This is a genomic window from Candidatus Methylomirabilota bacterium (assembly GCA_035709005.1).
In the GTDB taxonomy this organism is placed as follows: domain Bacteria; phylum Methylomirabilota; class Methylomirabilia; order Rokubacteriales; family CSP1-6; genus 40CM-4-69-5.
On sequence record DASTFB010000102.1, the window covers coordinates 64,542 to 80,028 of the forward strand.

Annotated in this window: 11 protein-coding genes, 1 tRNA gene and 1 pseudogene; 12 read left to right on the forward strand and 1 reads right to left on the reverse strand. The window is 69.6% G+C overall.

The genetic code is table 11. The features are described 5' to 3' along the window. Positions 1-2: 2 nt before the first annotated feature. The 7 genes from VFR64_19015 (at position 3) to VFR64_19045 (ending at position 7,696) form a co-directional block, all read left to right on the forward strand. The gene (locus VFR64_19015) at positions 3-629 is read left to right on the forward strand and encodes a histidine phosphatase family protein (GenBank protein ID HET9491828.1); all 627 of its coding nucleotides are present in this window, start codon (positions 3-5) and stop codon (positions 627-629) included. Beyond that, the gene (gene hisZ, locus VFR64_19020; protein ID HET9491829.1) at positions 626-1,939 is read left to right on the forward strand and encodes an ATP phosphoribosyltransferase regulatory subunit; all 1,314 of its coding nucleotides are present in this window, start codon (positions 626-628) and stop codon (positions 1,937-1,939) included. The genes VFR64_19015 and hisZ overlap by 4 nt, the downstream gene beginning before the upstream one ends. After that, the gene (locus tag VFR64_19025) at positions 1,932-3,257 is read left to right on the forward strand and encodes an adenylosuccinate synthase (protein ID HET9491830.1); all 1,326 of its coding nucleotides are present in this window, start codon (positions 1,932-1,934) and stop codon (positions 3,255-3,257) included. Before hisZ ends, VFR64_19025 begins: the two co-directional genes overlap by 8 nt. 93 nt (positions 3,258-3,350) lie before the next feature. Then, a complete protein-coding gene (locus VFR64_19030; protein HET9491831.1) occupies positions 3,351-6,938 on the forward strand; it encodes an ATP-binding protein in 3,588 nt (1,195 codons plus the stop codon). Between the two features lie 60 nt (positions 6,939-6,998). Continuing rightward, the gene (locus VFR64_19035; protein HET9491832.1) at positions 6,999-7,247 is read left to right on the forward strand and encodes a hypothetical protein; all 249 of its coding nucleotides are present in this window, start codon (positions 6,999-7,001) and stop codon (positions 7,245-7,247) included. A gap of 101 nt (positions 7,248-7,348) precedes the next feature. Then, positions 7,349-7,561, forward strand: a complete 213-nt coding sequence (locus tag VFR64_19040) for a hypothetical protein (protein HET9491833.1) — start codon at positions 7,349-7,351, stop codon at positions 7,559-7,561. A gap of 59 nt (positions 7,562-7,620) precedes the next feature. Beyond that, positions 7,621-7,696 (forward strand) — tRNA-Lys (locus tag VFR64_19045). Between the two features lie 10 nt (positions 7,697-7,706). Here the strand turns inward: VFR64_19045 and VFR64_19050 are convergent. Further along, positions 7,707-7,928: pseudogene (locus VFR64_19050) on the reverse strand (tyrosine-type recombinase/integrase). A 999-nt stretch (positions 7,929-8,927) separates the two neighbouring features. On the opposite strand from VFR64_19050, the gene VFR64_19055 reads away from it, so the two are divergent. The 5 genes from VFR64_19055 (at position 8,928) to VFR64_19075 (ending at position 15,469) form a co-directional block, all read left to right on the forward strand. Then, a complete protein-coding gene (locus tag VFR64_19055; protein HET9491834.1) occupies positions 8,928-9,860 on the forward strand; it encodes a sugar-binding domain-containing protein in 933 nt (310 codons plus the stop codon). After that, a complete protein-coding gene (gene trpB / locus VFR64_19060; GenBank protein ID HET9491835.1) occupies positions 9,857-11,113 on the forward strand; it encodes a tryptophan synthase subunit beta in 1,257 nt (418 codons plus the stop codon). The genes VFR64_19055 and trpB overlap by 4 nt, the downstream gene beginning before the upstream one ends. Then, positions 11,110-11,907, forward strand: coding sequence for a tryptophan synthase subunit alpha (gene trpA / locus VFR64_19065; protein HET9491836.1), 798 nt, complete (start codon positions 11,110-11,112; stop codon positions 11,905-11,907). The genes trpB and trpA overlap by 4 nt, the downstream gene beginning before the upstream one ends. Before the next feature lie 314 nt (positions 11,908-12,221). After that, complete coding sequence (locus tag VFR64_19070; GenBank protein ID HET9491837.1) at positions 12,222-14,561, forward strand: amidase family protein; 2,340 nt, start codon at positions 12,222-12,224, stop codon at positions 14,559-14,561. Between the two features lie 320 nt (positions 14,562-14,881). Further along, positions 14,882-15,469: a lytic transglycosylase domain-containing protein gene (locus VFR64_19075; GenBank protein HET9491838.1), complete on the forward strand. Its 588-nt coding sequence runs from the start codon at positions 14,882-14,884 to the stop codon at positions 15,467-15,469. Positions 15,470-15,487 lie beyond the last annotated feature (18 nt).

The window sequence follows — 15,487 nt, forward strand, 5'->3', positions numbered from 1 at the left end:
TCATGAGCTTGCGATTGTTCGTCGTACGGCACGGGGCCACCGAATGGTCCAGCGCGCGTCGATTCGCCGGCAGCCGCGACATCCCGCTCAGCGAGGACGGCCGGCGGCAGTGCGAGGCGGTGGCTCGGGCCCTGGCCGAGAGTCGGCCAGCCGCGGTGTGGGCCAGCCCCCTGGAGCGGGCGCGGACCTCGGCCGAGATCCTGACCAGGCCCCACCGGCTGCCCGTGCGCCTGGACGGGGCGTTTCGTGAGATGGGCTTCGGGCAGTGGGAAGGGCTGACGCGCGAGGAGGTCGCCGCCCGCTTCCCCCGCGAGTGGGAGGCCTGGCGGACGAGCCCGACGGCGGTGACCGCACCGGATGGCGAGTCGGTCGCGGCGGTGGCCGCCCGCGTGGCCGCCGGCCTCGAGGCCTTGCGGAGCCAGCACGATGGCCAGACGGTCATTCTGGTATCGCACGCGATGGTCATTCGCCTGCTGGTCCTGGACGCGCTGGGTCTCGACCTCGACCGACTGTGGACGGTCGAGGCCACACCGGGCGGCATCTCCGAGCTGGAGTACCGCAAGGACTGGGTCACCCTGCATCGGATGAACACGCTGGCGCACCTGGAGGAGGCGGAGGTGGCGCCGTGAAGCCGCTGCCCACCCAGCTCCCCAAGGGCACGCGCATCTACCTGCCCGACGAAGCGGCCCGCAAGCGCCACGTCGAGACGCGGTTGTTCGAGGTCTTCGGGCGCTGGGGCTATCGCGAGATCGTCACCCCCACCTTCGAGTTCTTCGACGCCATCGCCAGCGGCACCGACCAGGCGCTCCAGGAGAACATGTTCAAGTTCGTCGACCGCGAGACGGGACGGATGCTCGCGCTGCGGGCGGACATCACGCCCCAGGTGGCCCGCATCGTCGCCACCCGGCTGCGCGACGAGGGCAAGCCGATCCGCCTCTGCTACGTCACCAACGTCTTCCGCTACGACGAGCCCCAGCTGGCGCACTACCGGGAGTTCTCTCAGGCCGGCGTGGAGCTGATCGGCCTGGACAAGCCCGAGGCCGAGGCCGAGCTGATCGCCATGACGGTCGAGGGGCTCCGCGCGCTGGGGCTCAGCCGCTTCCAGATCGACGTGGGCCATCCCGACTTCTTTCGCGGCCTGACGGAGGAGCTGACGGTCGACGGCAGCCGTCTGCGCGAGGTGCGAACGGCCCTCGCCCGGAAGGACGTGTCGTCGTTGGAACGCCTCGTCGGCGCCCTGGCCCCGCCCCCCCACGTCGGCGAAGCCCTGCTGGCGCTGCCGGCTCTGTTCGGTCGGGCCGAGGTCCTGGAGCGGGCGGCGCGCTTCGCCCGCAACGCCCGCTCCGAGCGCGCGCTGGCCAACCTGGGCGAGGTCCATCGGCTGCTGACGATCTACGGGCTGGCCGACGCCGTCCTGCTCGACCTGGGCGAGGTTCGCGGCTTCGATTACTATTCGGGGACGTACTTCGAAGCCTACGTGGCCGACTTCGGGGCCGCCGTGGCCGCGGGCGGGCGGTACGACCAGATGCTGGAACGCTTCGGCTACGCCTGCCCGGCGGTGGGGTTCGCCTTCGACGTGGCCCGGGCGCTGAGCGTCATGGAGGCCCAGGGGGTGACCGTGGAGCTGACCGGCCCCGACTTCTTCATCGTCGATTCCACCCGGGAGAAGACCGCGGCGCTGTCGCTGGCACGCCGGCTGCGGGATTGCGGGGCCTCGGTGGCTCGGGACATCGTCACCCGTGGGCTCGAGGACTCCCTGGCGTACGCCCGGAGCCAGCGCGTGGCCCGCGTGTTGATCGTGGGCAGCCCCGACACGGAGACGGGAGAGATGCTGGTGCTCGACCTCAAGACCGGCGTCCGGGAGCGGCTCGCCATCCGGGCGGCGCTGCAAGATCCGGAGGCGCTCCTGGCCGGCGTACGGGGGGCGCGGCATGCCTAACATCGTCGTGGCCGGCACGCAATGGGGGGACGAGGGCAAGGGTAAGGTCGTGGACGTGCTGGCTCCCCACGTGGATGTCGTGGTCCGGTATCAGGGCGGCAACAACGCCGGCCACACCGTCGTGGTCGGGCGCGAGAAGTACGTCCTGCACTCGATTCCCTCCGGCATCCTGCACCCCGGCTGCCGGTGCGTCATCGGGTGCGGGGTCGTGGTCGATCCCGGCTCGCTCATCGAGGAGATGGAATCGCTGGTGCAGCGCGGCGTCGGGCTCGACGGCACGCTGTTCATCTCCAAGAACGCCCACCTCATCCTGCCGTACCATCCCGCCCTGGACCTGGCCTCCGAGGCCAAGCTGGGCCCGCGGCGGATCGGCACCACCGGCCGCGGCGTCGGGCCGGCCTACGTCGACAAGGCGGCCCGCGTCGGCATTCGCATGGGTGACTTGCTGGACGAGCGGCTGTTCCGGGCCAAGCTCGAATACAACGTCGCCCAGAAGAACCGCCTCCTGCGCGAGCTCTACGACGCGGAGACCTTCACGGTGGAGGCCATCTACCACCAGTATCGGCGCTACGCGGGCTGGCTCGCCCCCTACGTCACCGATACGGCCCTGCTGCTGTCGAACTGGATCGAGCGCGGCTACCAGGTGCTGTTCGAGGGCGCCCAGGGCACGATGCTCGACATCGACCACGGCACCTATCCCTACATCACGTCGTCCTCCACCACGGTGGGCGGGGCGACGACGGGTACGGGGGTGCCCCCCACCCGGATCCACGGGGCGCTCGGCGTGGCCAAGGCCTACACCACGCGGGTGGGCGGCGGACCGCTGCCCACGGAGATGAGCGGCCGCATCGCCGAGGAGATCCGCGCCCGCGGCAACGAGTACGGCGCCACCACGGGGCGGCCGCGACGATGCGGGTGGTTCGATGCCGTGGTCCTGCGCTACGCGGTGCGCGTCAACGGCTTCGACACGGTGGCCCTCACCAAGCTCGACGTGCTCGATCAGTGCGAGACGGTGAAGATCTGCACGGGCTATCGGTATCGGGGGGACGTCCTCACCGATTTTCCGCAGGAAGAGGCGGTCCTGGCCGAGGTGGAGCCGGTCTACGAGGAGGTCTCGGGCTGGCTGACTCCGACGGGCCACGCGAAGCTCGAAGGTGATCTGCCGGCCAAGGCCCGCCGGTACCTCGAGCAGCTTCAGGAGCTGATCGGCGTGCCGTTCTGCATGATCTCCACGGGGCCCCAGCGGGACGACACCATCCTCTGCGAGGATTCGCCGCTGCACCGCTGGTTCCCCTCCGTTCGTACCAGCCTCCTCTGAAGGCTGGCCGCGGCCGGTGGGAAAAACTTTTCCTACGACGCGGAGAGTCGATGGCGACGGGGTCCGGCCCCGCGTATGCTCTTTGGAGCCCTCATGAGCACGTTCCAGGGGCCTACGACGGCGTCCCCCCCAGGCAGCCGGCGGTTGTCGACGCGCGCCTACCTCGTCGTTCTCGTGCTGGCGGCGTTGCTGCCCGTGCTGCTGTTCGCGAGCATCCTGATCGGGTATCGCGCGTACGAAGCGCGGGCGGTCATCGAGGAAGGCACGCGCGATACCGCCGGGGCGCTGGCCACCGCTGTCGACCGCGAGCTGCTCAGCTCGATCACCGCGCTGCGGGCCTTCGCCGCGTCCCAGCATCTGGAGCGCCACGATCTGCGGACGTTCTACGACGACGCTCGCCGGGTCGTGGCCACGCATCCCAACTGGATCGCCGTCGCCGTCTTCTCCCCTTCGGGCGCCCAGCTGCTCAACACCATGTACGACCTGGGCACGCCGCTGCCGTCGCCCGTGGATCAGAAGAGCTTCGATCGGTTGACCGAGAGCCGTCAGCCGGTCGTGGGCAGCCTCGTCCGCGGGCCCGTCACGGGCGTCTGGCACTATCCGGTTCGGGTCCCGGTGATGCGCGATGGACGGCTCGAATACGTCGTCACCGCGGTGGTGTCGACCCAGGCCATCCACGATGTCTTGACGGCCCAGCGCCTGCCCGCCGGCTCGGTGTGCGTCGTCTTCGACGCCCGCGGGCGCATCGTCGCCCGGACCGACGATGGCGATCGATTCCAGGCCATCACGGCGGCGAGCCTCCTCGGCGACGCCTCCGGCCCCGAGGGCTGGGTCCGGGGCGACAACGGGCAGGGGGGCGCGACCTACGCGGCCTACGTGCGGCCGCCCGCCTCGGGCTGGACAGTGGCCCTGGCCACCGACGCCGCGGTCATCGACGGCCGGTTCTGGGGGTCACTGCAGACGGTCGTGATCGGGGGGCTGATCTTCGTGCTGGCCGCGGCGCTCGGCGCCGGGCTCCTGGCCCGTCGCCTGGCCAGATGGCTGGCCGACCTGGCCGCCTCCGCGGAGTCGCTCGGGCGCGGTGAGGCGCCGGCCGTCGCCTCGTCGCCGGTTGTCGAGATGGATGCGCTGGCCCGGGCCATCGCCATGGCCGGGCGCGAACGCCGGGACGCCGAGACGTTGCTGGCCAGTCAGAAGGCGGCCCTGGAGCTGATCGCCACCGGAGCGCCGCTGGCTACGGTGCTGGAGGCGCTGGCCCGGGCCGCCGGGCAGGAGACGCCCGATGCGCTGGTCGCGATCCAGCTCGCGGACCGCGACGGCGGCCGGGCGACGTACGGGTCGGCGCCGAGCGCCTCGGATGGCCCACCGGCGATCGACGTGCCGATCTTCTCCTCGACGGGACAGGTCCTGGGCTCCTTCACCACCTACTTCCGTCTGGCTCGGCCGGCCACCGAGCGCGAGCGCCGCACGGTCGAGATCCTCGCGCGCACGGCGTCGATCGCCATCGAGCGGGCCCAGGGGGAGGTGGCCCTGCAGGAGAGCGAGGAGCGCTACCGGCTCGTCGGCCGGGCCATCAGCGACGTCATCTGGGACTGGAACGTCGTCACCGGAGAATTCGTCTGGAGCGACGCGCTCAAGACGGTGTTCGGGTACGACCCGCAGCTCAGCGTGGGCATCAAAGGCTCCCAGGCCTGGTGGATCGAGCACATCCACCCCGACGACCGTGAGCGCGTTCGCCGATCGCTGCAGACCGCCATCGAGGCCGGAGCCGAGCTGTGGGCCGAGGAGTACCGTTTCCGGAAGGCTGACGGCACTCACGCCGTGGTCACCGACCGCGGCTGCATCCGGCGCGATTCGATGGGGCGCCCCCTGCGCATGGTGGGCTCCATGCTGGACGCCACCGAGCTCAAGCGCGCCGAAGAGGAGCGCGGCCGCCTCTTCGAGCGCGAGCAGACTGCCCGTCGGGACGCCGAGCGGAGGCGGCTCGAGGCCGAGGAGCTCGTCCGCCTGGCCCGTGTCCTGACCGAGGATCTGGATCTCTCGGCCGTGGCCGAGCGTACTGTCCAGAACGTCCCCCGCCTGTTCGAAGTCGAATCGGCCGTGCTGCAGCTCCGGCAGCTCGACGGCTCGCTCGTCGTCGCGGCCTCGGCGGGCCAATCTCCGAACATCTTTCCGCGCGGCCACGTCACCTCCCCGGGCACGGGGCTGGGGGCCCGGGCCATGGCGGAACGCCGGCCGGTCTGGACGTCGGACATCCTGCGCGAGCCCGACGTCGTGCTCAGCGAGGACGTTCGGGCTCGCCTGGCCGCCACCGACCACCATGCGGTGCTGGCCGCCCCGCTGGTGGTCAAGGGCGAGGTGCTCGGCGTGCTCGCCCTCATCGATAACGTGACGCGCCGCTTCTCGCCCGGTGAAGTCGGTCTCCTGCAGGCGCTGGCCGATCAGGCCGGGCTGGCCATCAGAATCGTCCAGCTCTACACGGGAGCCCAGGAGGCCCGGGTGGAGGCCGAGGCGGCCAACCGGGCCAAGGATCAGTTCTTGGCCACGCTCTCCCACGAGCTCCGCACGCCGCTCAACGCGATGGTCGGCTGGCTGCGGATCCTGCGCGGCGGGCAACTCGACGAAGAACGGATGGCCCACGCCCTGGACGTCCTGGACCGCAATACCCAGTTACAGGCGAAGCTGGTGGACGACCTGCTCGACGTGTCCCGGATCATCGCCGGCAAGCTGCAGCTGGAGAAGCGCGTCGTGGAGATGGTGGGCGTGGTGGAGCAGGTGGTCACCTCCCTTGCCGACAGCGCCCAGGCCAAGGGATTACGCCTGCGGCATCGGCTCGATCCCGGGGCGGGGCCAGTGTACGGCGACCCCATGCGGCTACATCAGGTGGTGGCGAATCTGCTGTCTAACGCCATCAAATTCACGCCGGCGGGCGGCGAGGTCGAGGTTGTCCTGGAGCGCCACCAGGCGACCGTGCGCCTGGCCGTGCGCGATACCGGGCAGGGCGTGGAGCCGCAGTTGCTGTCGGACATCTTCGACCGCTTCCGCCAGGCCGACAGCACGAGCACCCGGGCCTACGGCGGTCTGGGGCTGGGGCTAGCGATCGTGCGCCACCTGGTCGAGCTGCACGGGGGGACGGTGCGCGCCCACAGCGAGGGACGTGACCGGGGCGCCACCTTCACCGTGGAGTTGCCGGTGATGCCTCTGCGCGAGGCTATCTTGGAGCACGACGGCGCAGGCCGCGAGCTGCTGGAGCTCAAGACCGTCCCGGGTCACCTGGCCGGGGTGCGGGTCCTGGTGGTCGACGACCATACCGACTCCGGCGAGCTGATCGGGATGGTGCTCGAGCAGGCCGGGGCCGTCGTCCAGCTGGCTCGGTCCGCGGAAGAGGCGCTCGCCTACCTGCGCCAGGCCTCGGTCCATGTCCTGGTCAGCGACCTTTCGATGCCGGGGATGGACGGCTACCAACTTCTCGGCGCAGTCCGCGCCATGGAGCGCATTCGTGGCAGGGACCCGGTCTCGGCCGTCGCCCTCACCGCCTACGCCGGCGGCGAGGATCGAGCCCGCGCCCTCGCCATCGGGTTCCAGGCGTTCGCCTCCAAGCCCATCGAGCCCGCCGAGCTCATCGATCTGGTCGCCAAGACCATGGACGGCCGCGAGCACCGGGTCCCCGACGACCTCTAGCCCGCCACCCCGAGACGATGGCCCGTTCTTCGCATGCGCTCCCGCTCAGGGAGGACAGCCATGCCTCAGTGTGAAGTGTGCGGCAACGTGTACGACAAAGCGTTCGAAGTGATCTCGGGTGGCAACCATCACGTCTTCGACAGCTTCGAGTGCGCGGTCCATCGGCTGGCTCCGGTGTGCGAGCACTGCCAGTGTCGGGTGATCGGCCACGGGATCGAGTCGGAAGGACATTTTTACTGCTGCGCCCATTGCGCCCGCAGCGCCGGTGTCCACGGGGTGAGCGATCGCGCCGGGGAGCGTGCCGCCTGAGCCGCCCAAGGGAGCCGGGGCTGGGCCGTCGGGTAGCCGCGACGCTGATCGGTCTGGTGCTGGCGGCACACGCGGGCTGCGCATCGAAGGAACCCGGCCGCGTGCGTGTCGTCACCGACGCCAGCCTGGTTCAGAGTTGTCAGGTGATCGGCACCGTCGCCGACAACGAGCTGGAGGACCTCCAGCGAAAGGCGGCGCGGGTCGGCGGCAACGTCGCGCTTCTGACACCGGAGCGGAAGTCCAAAGGCGGGTACTTCGGCCTCCAGGACTACATGACGGCCGACGTGTACCGGTGCGAGCAGGCTCGTCGGTGACGTCCCGCTCAGGGCACAAAGCCCTGGCAACGTCCCCGAGCGCCCGGTAAACTCGCCCCGAGCCGTTAGCTCAGTTGGTAGAGCACCTGACTTTTAATCAGGGGGTCCAGGGTTCGAATCCCTGACGGCTCACCAACAACTTCAGTTACTTCACCGACACCCCACTGACCGCGACGGGCTCTTGCGCTGAAACTTTGGTGGGCTCGGACTCTGGAGAGGAGAGAACGCCGTCCAGCACGGCGACGGCCGCGCGGAGGTGATCGGGGGCGAGGTGGCTGTAGCGCATCGCCATGGTGATCGTCTGGTGGCCGAGCGCCTCCTGCACCTCCTTCAGCGTCCGCCCCCGCTGCACGAGCCACGAGGCGAAGGTGTGACGGGCACTTCACGACGCCGGCCGCTCTTGGTGAGCTCCAGCCGGACCACGCCTCGCGACCGGTCGATCCGGTCCCAGGTGGGCCGAGAAGGGGAAGGCGCACTCGCGTCGGCTGCCCGGCGCGCTGCGATCCCTCACGGAGCCCGTCAAGGCCGCGAGCGATCAACTCCTCAATCAGGACTTCGGCCGGCGATTCGAGGAGGAGTGTGAGAAGCTTCGTGCGCCCAGGATTCGTCTCGAATTTCCCGGCCGGCAGGGTCAGGTCGCCAGGCGGAAAGCTGTCGCTCCCGGCCACCGCCGGCCGAGCGAGACGCTCTCTCGGAAGGGGAGCAGAAAGTCATCGCCCTGTTCTTGCCGAGGTGAGGTTGAAGCAACCTCCGCCCCCGTGGTCTTCGACGATCCGATCACGAGCCTCGACTGCCGGTGGATGAGCGAGGTGGTGGGCCGGATCGTGGGGCTCTCCGAAGAGCGGCAGGTCATCGTCTTTACGTACACATCTGGTTTACGACCGAACTCCTCTCACACTTCGAAAAGCGCCCGGCGGAGTGCGCGTTCTATCACGTCCAGAGCGACGGCGAACGCGTCGGCATCGTGAGCAAGGGTACGCATCCGCGGTCGACACGGTTGCTGCCCTGCGGGGCAAGATCAATGACCTGATCCAGCACGCGCGGAAGGCGACGGGAGAAGCGCAGCAGGCGCTCATCGCGAACATGAGGATGACCGAGCTCCCGGAGATCAGATGTGATCGGGCCAAGGCCACCGTGGAGAAGATCATGCCCGTCCACGATCGGTGCTGCCGCTACATCGCCTCCCATTCGCAGCCCCGTGAGACCCTCAACGTTAGGCCCTCGAGGGGGACTGGAAAGCTGTCCAGGAGGCGCGAGAGGCCTACCTGAAGAAGTGAGGCATCCTGCTCCTCGCTTCCGCTCCCTGGTTCCCCGTCAAGCAGGCCCTCTTGCCTTTGGCTCCTGGTTGTGCACAAATATTCGCCTCATGAGCATCCGTTCAACCTCCACCGACGCCGAGCTCCTCGTCCGCGCGAGCCGCCTCTACTACCTCGAGGAACGGGGCCAGGCCGAGATCGCCCGGCTCCTCCGCATCTCCCGGCCCGGCGTGAGCCGGCTCCTGCGGCGGGCGCGCGACTCGAAGATCGTCGAGATACGCGTGCGCGAGACGACCGGGAGCGAGGACTGGAGCGGCCTGCAGCGGCGGCTCGGGGTCAAGGAGCTGCGCGTCGCGGACGAGGGCGGGATCGAGGCCGTGGGCAGCCTCGGCGCGCGGTTCTTCGAGCGCGCGGTCCGACGCGGCGACGTGGTCGGGCTCACGGCCGGCACCACGCTCTCGGCCTTCGTGCAGGCGGTGGCCCCGCCGCGGCCCGTGCCGATCGAGATCGTCCCGCTGGTGGGTGCGCTCTGGGACACCGGCGAGGACTACGACGGCTCGTTCCTCTGCCAGGAGCTGCGGCGGCGCACGGGCGGGACGCATCACGTGCTCAGCGCGCCGGCGGTGGTGCGTACGGAGACGCTCATGCGCTCCCTGCGCGCGGAGCCGCGGGTGCGGAACGTCGTCGAACGGTACGGCGCGCTCGACAGCGCCTACCTGGGGATCGGCATCGTGGCGGAGGATCATCCCATCGTCGCCGCGGCGAGCGCGGGGAAGCGCGCGGTCGTGCCGCGGGGCGCCGTCGCGAGTGTCGGGTGCCTGTTCTTCGACGCCCGGGGCGGGCTCTGCGCGACCGCGCTCGACCGCCGCGTGCTCGGCATCACCCACGACCAGCTCCGCCGGGTCCCGGTGCGGGTGGGCCTGGCCGCGGGCGCGCAGAAGCGCGACTCCGTCCTCGCGGTCGCGCGCGGCGGCCTCCTCGACGTCCTCGTCATCGACGCCCCGCTCGCCCGGAGCCTGAGCGCGGCCACCAATCAAGGATGATCGCCATGTCCACGGAGCTCTTCCAGTTCGCGCCCGGCCGCGAAGGCTACTACGGGGAATTCGGCGGCGCGTTCGTGCCCGAGATCCTCCACGAGACGCTCGCCGAGCTGCGCGCCGCCTTCGACGACGCCCGGAACGATCCCGCGTTCTGGCGCGAGTACGTCGACGTGATGGTCACCTACTCGTGCCGGCCGACGCCGGTGACGTACTGCGAGAACCTGACACGCCTCCTCGGGGGCGCCCGAATCTACGTCAAGCGGGAGGACCTGAACCACACCGGCGCCCACAAGGTGAACAACGTCATGGGCCAGGGGCTGCTCGTCAGGCGCATGGGGAAGCGGCGCGTGATCGCCGAGACCGGGGCCGGGCAGCACGGCGTCGCCACCGCCACCATGGCCGCGCGGCTGGGCCTGGCCTGCACGATCTACATGGGCGAGGACGACATCGCGCGCCAGCGGCCGAACGTCTTCTGGATGGAGCAGCTCGGCGCGGACGTCGTCGCCGTGACGGACGGGACGCGCACGCTGAAGGACGCGATCAACGCGTGTCTTCGCGACTGGGCCGAGTCGATGGCCGACACGCACTACGTCCTGGGGACGGTGTGCGGTCCGCATCCATTTCCCCGGATGGTGACGTACTTCCAGTCGATCATCGGTCAGGAAGCGCGGGCGCAGATGCTGCGGATCACGGGCGCCCTTCCGCGCCGGGTCTACGCCTGCGTGGGCGGGGGCTCGAACGCCTCCGGGATCTTCGCCGGCTTCCTCGACGACGCCTCCGTCGAGCTCGTCGGCGTCGAGGCCGGCGGCAAGGGGGTCGACACGGAACAGCACGCGGCGCGCCTCGCCGGCGGGCGCGGCTGTCCGGGCGTCGCGCAGGGCTACAAGAGCGTGTTCCTCCAGAACCACGAAGGCCTCATGCACGACACGTGCTCCGTGGCCGCGGGCCTCGACTACATCGGTGTCGGCCCGATCCTCGCCCACCTGCACGCGCAGGGCCGGGTGCGCTTCGAGGCCGCCACCGACGCGGAGGTGGTCGAGGCGCTGCGCCTCGTGATCCGGCGCGAGGGGCTCCTGCCCGCGCTCGAGAGCGCGCACGCGTTCGTCACGGCCCTGAAGGAAGCCCCGCACCTCTCCGGCGCCGATGCGATCCTCGTCAACCAGTCCGGTCGCGCCGACAAGGACATCTTCACCGTCGCGGAAGCGCTCGGCGACGAGCGTTGGAAGCGGTTTCTCCGCGAGAAAGCCGCGCGATGACGCGGGTGGACGCCACCGGCCTCGAGCGCGACGTGCGCGACGGGCTCGCGAAGAAGCCGATCCTGCTCATGACGCACCTGGTGGTCGGCTATCCGTCGCTCGACGCCAACTGGACGATGCTCGAGGCGATGGACGCCGCCCGAGTGGACCTGGTCGAGCTGCAGCTTCCGTTCAGCGAGCCGATCGCCGACGGCCCGCGGTTCGTGAAGGCGAACCAGGAGGCGATCCGGGCCGGCACGTCGTGGACCACCTACTTCGACTTCGCGGCGCGCGCCGTGTCCAGGTTCCGCTTCCCGATGCTCTTCATGGGCTACTACAACAGCGTGTTCCGCATGGGCGGTGAGCGCTTCTGCGCGCGCCTGGCGGCGGCCGGGATGCGCGGGTTCATCGTCGCCGACCTGCCGCCGGCGGAAGCGGCCGACCTCAACGCGACGGCGCGCGCGCATGCGCTCGATACCATCCTCCTCATGACGCCGGCGAACTCGACGGAGCGGCTCCGTGAAATCGGCCGGCAGGCGTCGGGGTTCGTCTATTGTCTTGGCCGGAAGGGCGTCACCGGCAAGCAGACCGACCTTTCGCAGGGCGTGGCGGACTTCCTCGGGAGGTGCAGGATGGCGACGTCGCTGCCTCTTGCGCTCGGCTTCGGCATCCGGACTCCCGCGGACGTCTGCGCGCTCCGTGGCCTCGCCGACATCGCGATCGTCGGGAGCGCGTGCCTCGAGACGTGGGAAGCGCGTGGCCCGGACGCGTATCGTGAATTCGTCCAGGCGCTCGCCCGGGAGACCGCGGCATGACGCGCGTGGTGCTCGGCCTCCGTGTTTGCGCTATCTTGCGCTGAACGACCGGCGGAATCTCGGTGATCTCGCGTCCACGCCTATCGCGATAGCTCGTCCGTGTCGCGAGCAATCGTGAGTAAGCGGATAGACGAGCCACGCGGTTACACGTCAAGTGCCCGGAAGGCGAGGAGGGCCGGCTCATCACCGGCCCTCCACTTTTAATCAGGGGGTCCAGGGTTCGGATCCCTGACGGCCAGGCCGCACGAGGTTCCTCAATGCGACAATGCCCTGACGACGGCCGCACGAGGGGCACCGTGACAGGGGGACAGGGGATGCCTGAACAGCGTGGAGCGCAGAAAGGACCGTTCCGCCTCGAAGAGGCGACGATCGACGAGATGCACGCCGCGATCAGGGCGGGAGAGATCACCTGCGTCCAGATCGTCCAGCACTACATCGACCGCGCGCGCGCCTTCAACGGCGTGGCCAGCGCGCTGGTGACCGAGGACGGCGCGCCGGTGCCCCCGGCGACAGGCCCGGTGCGGGCGGGCGCGCCGCTGCGCTTTCCGATCGAGACGGTCAAGGCCTCGACGCTGCTGCCCGAACTCGACAAGTACAAGGGCAAGCCGCTGGAGTACGGCCGCATGGAGGCGACCGCCTCGGACCCGTCGGTGCAGCAGCAGTACGGCATGATCGTCGGGATCCCGAACGCCGGCCAGGTCAACGCGCTGGCGACCCTCAACATCCGAGGCGAGCGATCCGTCACTTGCCGCGGCGATTTCGACCGGCATCCGTCGCAGGGGCCGCTGCCGCCCGGGGCGCCCCCGGTCTGCGAGGTCTTCCGCCACTACCCCGACGCCCTGGAGCGGGCGGCCGAGCTGGATGCGACGTACGGGCGCAATCCGGATCTCGAGAAGATGCCGATGTACGGTGTCGTCTTCTCGTTCAAGGACCCATTCGACACGAAGGACATGCGGAGCACCGGCGGCGGCGACGCCGCCTACGACATCGACGTTCCGGCCCGCGACCACGTGCTGGTCGAGCAATTGCGCAACAAGGGCGCCATCATCTACGCCAAGGCCGTGTGTACCGAGTACAACGGCCGCGCCGGCGTTCCCCACGGCCGCCACGCGCCTGGCACTGTCCTGCCGTCGACCCTCGGTTATCAGCGCGGCAGCTGGGGCGGTAACCCCGCCAACCCCTACGACACCACCCGCTCGGCCTCGCTGGGGTCGAGCTCGGGCTCGGCGGTCTCCGTCAGTGTCAATCTCGTCATGGCCAGTCTCGGGGAGGAAACGCGCGCCTCCACGCGCGGGCCCGCCAACCACAATGCGGTGGCGCTGATCCTGCCCCACAAAGCCGCACTTGGTTTCGTGGGCGGCGCCATCGGGGCCGACGTCTACTGCGATCGCACCGGGATCCTCTGTCGCACGATCGCCGACTGTGCCAAGGTGCTCGACGCCCTGAGAGATCCGGTCGAAGGCTACTACGACCCGCGTGACCCGTTCACGACCGTCCCTCGCTCTTCGATCCTGTCCACGCGCTATAGCAGCCATGCGACGACGCCGGGGACGCCCGACGCCCTGCGGGGCCTGCGCATCGGTGTGATCCGAGAATCGATGGTGTGCCCGCCAGGCTCGTTGACGGAGGTCCCGATCGTCACCGCGGCGGCACGCGAGATCAAATCCGTGCTCGGCACCCTGCTGGGAGCGACGCTGGTCGAGTCGACCGACCCCCACTGGACCCGCGACCCTGAGCTCGAAGTCATGAAGACCGACTTCCGGCGGGCGCTGGCTCGGCTCGTGCCGGTGTTCATGCCCGATCTGCTCTTCCGCCTGGGCCCGGACGGTCACCCCTTGTTCAAGGAGTTCGCGGCCGCGATCGAGCCGACCGAGTTCCTGCCCGGGAAGGTGTTCGGGAGTGGCGGAATGAAGCCGATCGACTACTGCATCGAGCTGGCCGAAGGGCGGATCGAGCCGCCCGCCAACCTCGACATCGCCACCATCCAGGAGCAGGAGCTGGCAACGACCTTCCGCTTCCACCTCCCCCAGTACCTGACACGCCGCGCCGACGACTGGAAGGAGCGCGGCTTCCGGGAGACGCTGATCGACTTCGCCCAGCTCAACGCGCGCTCGAAGTTCTGGGGCGACGACCAGCGCGCCGCCTTCAAGAACTGGGAGGAAATCGCCGACCCGCGCAACCGGCTCGACGGGCGCCAGGGCGTGAACGAGCGCATCATGCTGCGCGAGTTGCTGCGCCGGGTCGACATGATGGTGCTGCTCGAGAACCACCTCGACGCGCTCGTTCGCCTGCACACGCCCTGGCCGCCGGGCAAGATCGGCGGCGCCCATCAACCGCGGGGCGGCCCCTCCAACCTCAGCCGGGAGTCGCTCTATGGCCCGAATGCGGGTCTCACGGAAGTGCTGGTTCCGGCCGGCTACGTCACCACCGTCTACGATCCGGTGTTCGCGCTGTCATCGGATGGCGCGCGGTATGTCCCCGTGCCGTCGAACGTCCCCACGAGCATCCCGCCGCCCGGACTGCCCTTCTCGCTGGTGTTCCGCTGCGAGCCGGGCAAGGAGGACGTGATCTTGAACATCGCCTCGGCCTACGAAGCGGCCTCGCAGCGGCGTATCCCGCCGCCGGCCTTCGGACCCCTGCCGCGGCGTCCGTAACCGGGCGGCCGTTAACAGCCGGCGGTGCACCTCCCGCGACCGTCGAACTCCATCGTCTTGCCGCTGAGCGAGATGTGGACCGGCACCTTGACCGCCTTCATGAAGCGCCATACGAAGTGATTCGTCAGAAATGTCGATCTGCGCCTGACAATCGCTTCCGCCAGGTGATTCCGCTCTCCTAAGACGTTCTCGTCAGCCCGGCGCCGTTCACGATCGGAGCACGTCACCGCGACACGCTCGATCATTCATCGACTTGGGCCGCATAGACGCCGCGCTGGCTTGCTTCTTGCCCCCTCGGTGGAGCGGGAGGTGACGCGACCATGGGAGATTGGTTTGTCGGAGCACGGCGACGGCTCAGGACCGCGCCCCGGCAGCTGCTCGGCCTCGGCGTCGTTCTGGTGACCATCATCCCGGCGTATGCGGCGTCGAGGATGACGACCATCCAGGCGATGCACCCCCCGCGTGTCTCCGAGTCCGAACGCGGTGCGTCGAGCCTCGACGCCGTTGTCGCCGAGGCGGCGGCTCGCCACGGCGTCCCCCCGAACCTCGTCATGGCCGTCATTGCGGCTGAGTCCCAGTTCGACCCGCTGGCCGTTTCCCGCCGGGGCGCCCTCGGTCTCATGCAGCTCATGCCGGCCACGGCTCGTATTCTGAGAGTGAGCGATCCGTTCGACCCGCGAGAGAACATCGAGGCAGGCGTCCGACATCTTCGCGCGATGCTCGACCTGTTCGACGACAATCTTCCGCTGGCCCTCGCCGCCTACAACGCGGGCGCAACCACGGTGATCAGACACCGCGGGGTTCCGCCCTACCGGGAGACGCGACAGTACGTCAGCCGGATCCTTCGCCGCCTCGACAGCGAGCGGGCGACGAGTCCGGCCGAGGGGCGGCGCGGGCGGCGGTCGTAGCGCTCCCGGAGGGAAGCC

Excerpts from the sequence above, each read along its gene's own strand:
- VFR64_19015 (HET9491828.1), top strand. The coding sequence starts at position 3 with ATGAGCTTGCGATTGTTCGTCGTACGGCACGGGGCCACCGAATGGTCC.
- VFR64_19025 (HET9491830.1), top strand. The coding sequence starts at position 1,932 with ATGCCTAACATCGTCGTGGCCGGCACGCAATGGGGGGACGAGGGCAAG.
- VFR64_19030 (HET9491831.1), top strand. The coding sequence starts at position 3,351 with ATGAGCACGTTCCAGGGGCCTACGACGGCGTCCCCCCCAGGCAGCCGG.
- VFR64_19035 (HET9491832.1), top strand. The coding sequence starts at position 6,999 with ATGCCTCAGTGTGAAGTGTGCGGCAACGTGTACGACAAAGCGTTCGAA.
- VFR64_19055 (HET9491834.1), top strand. The coding sequence starts at position 8,928 with ATGAGCATCCGTTCAACCTCCACCGACGCCGAGCTCCTCGTCCGCGCG.
- trpB (HET9491835.1), top strand. The coding sequence starts at position 9,857 with ATGATCGCCATGTCCACGGAGCTCTTCCAGTTCGCGCCCGGCCGCGAA.
- trpA (HET9491836.1), top strand. The coding sequence starts at position 11,110 with ATGACGCGGGTGGACGCCACCGGCCTCGAGCGCGACGTGCGCGACGGG.
- VFR64_19070 (HET9491837.1), top strand. The coding sequence starts at position 12,222 with ATGCCTGAACAGCGTGGAGCGCAGAAAGGACCGTTCCGCCTCGAAGAG.
- VFR64_19075 (HET9491838.1), top strand. The coding sequence starts at position 14,882 with ATGGGAGATTGGTTTGTCGGAGCACGGCGACGGCTCAGGACCGCGCCC.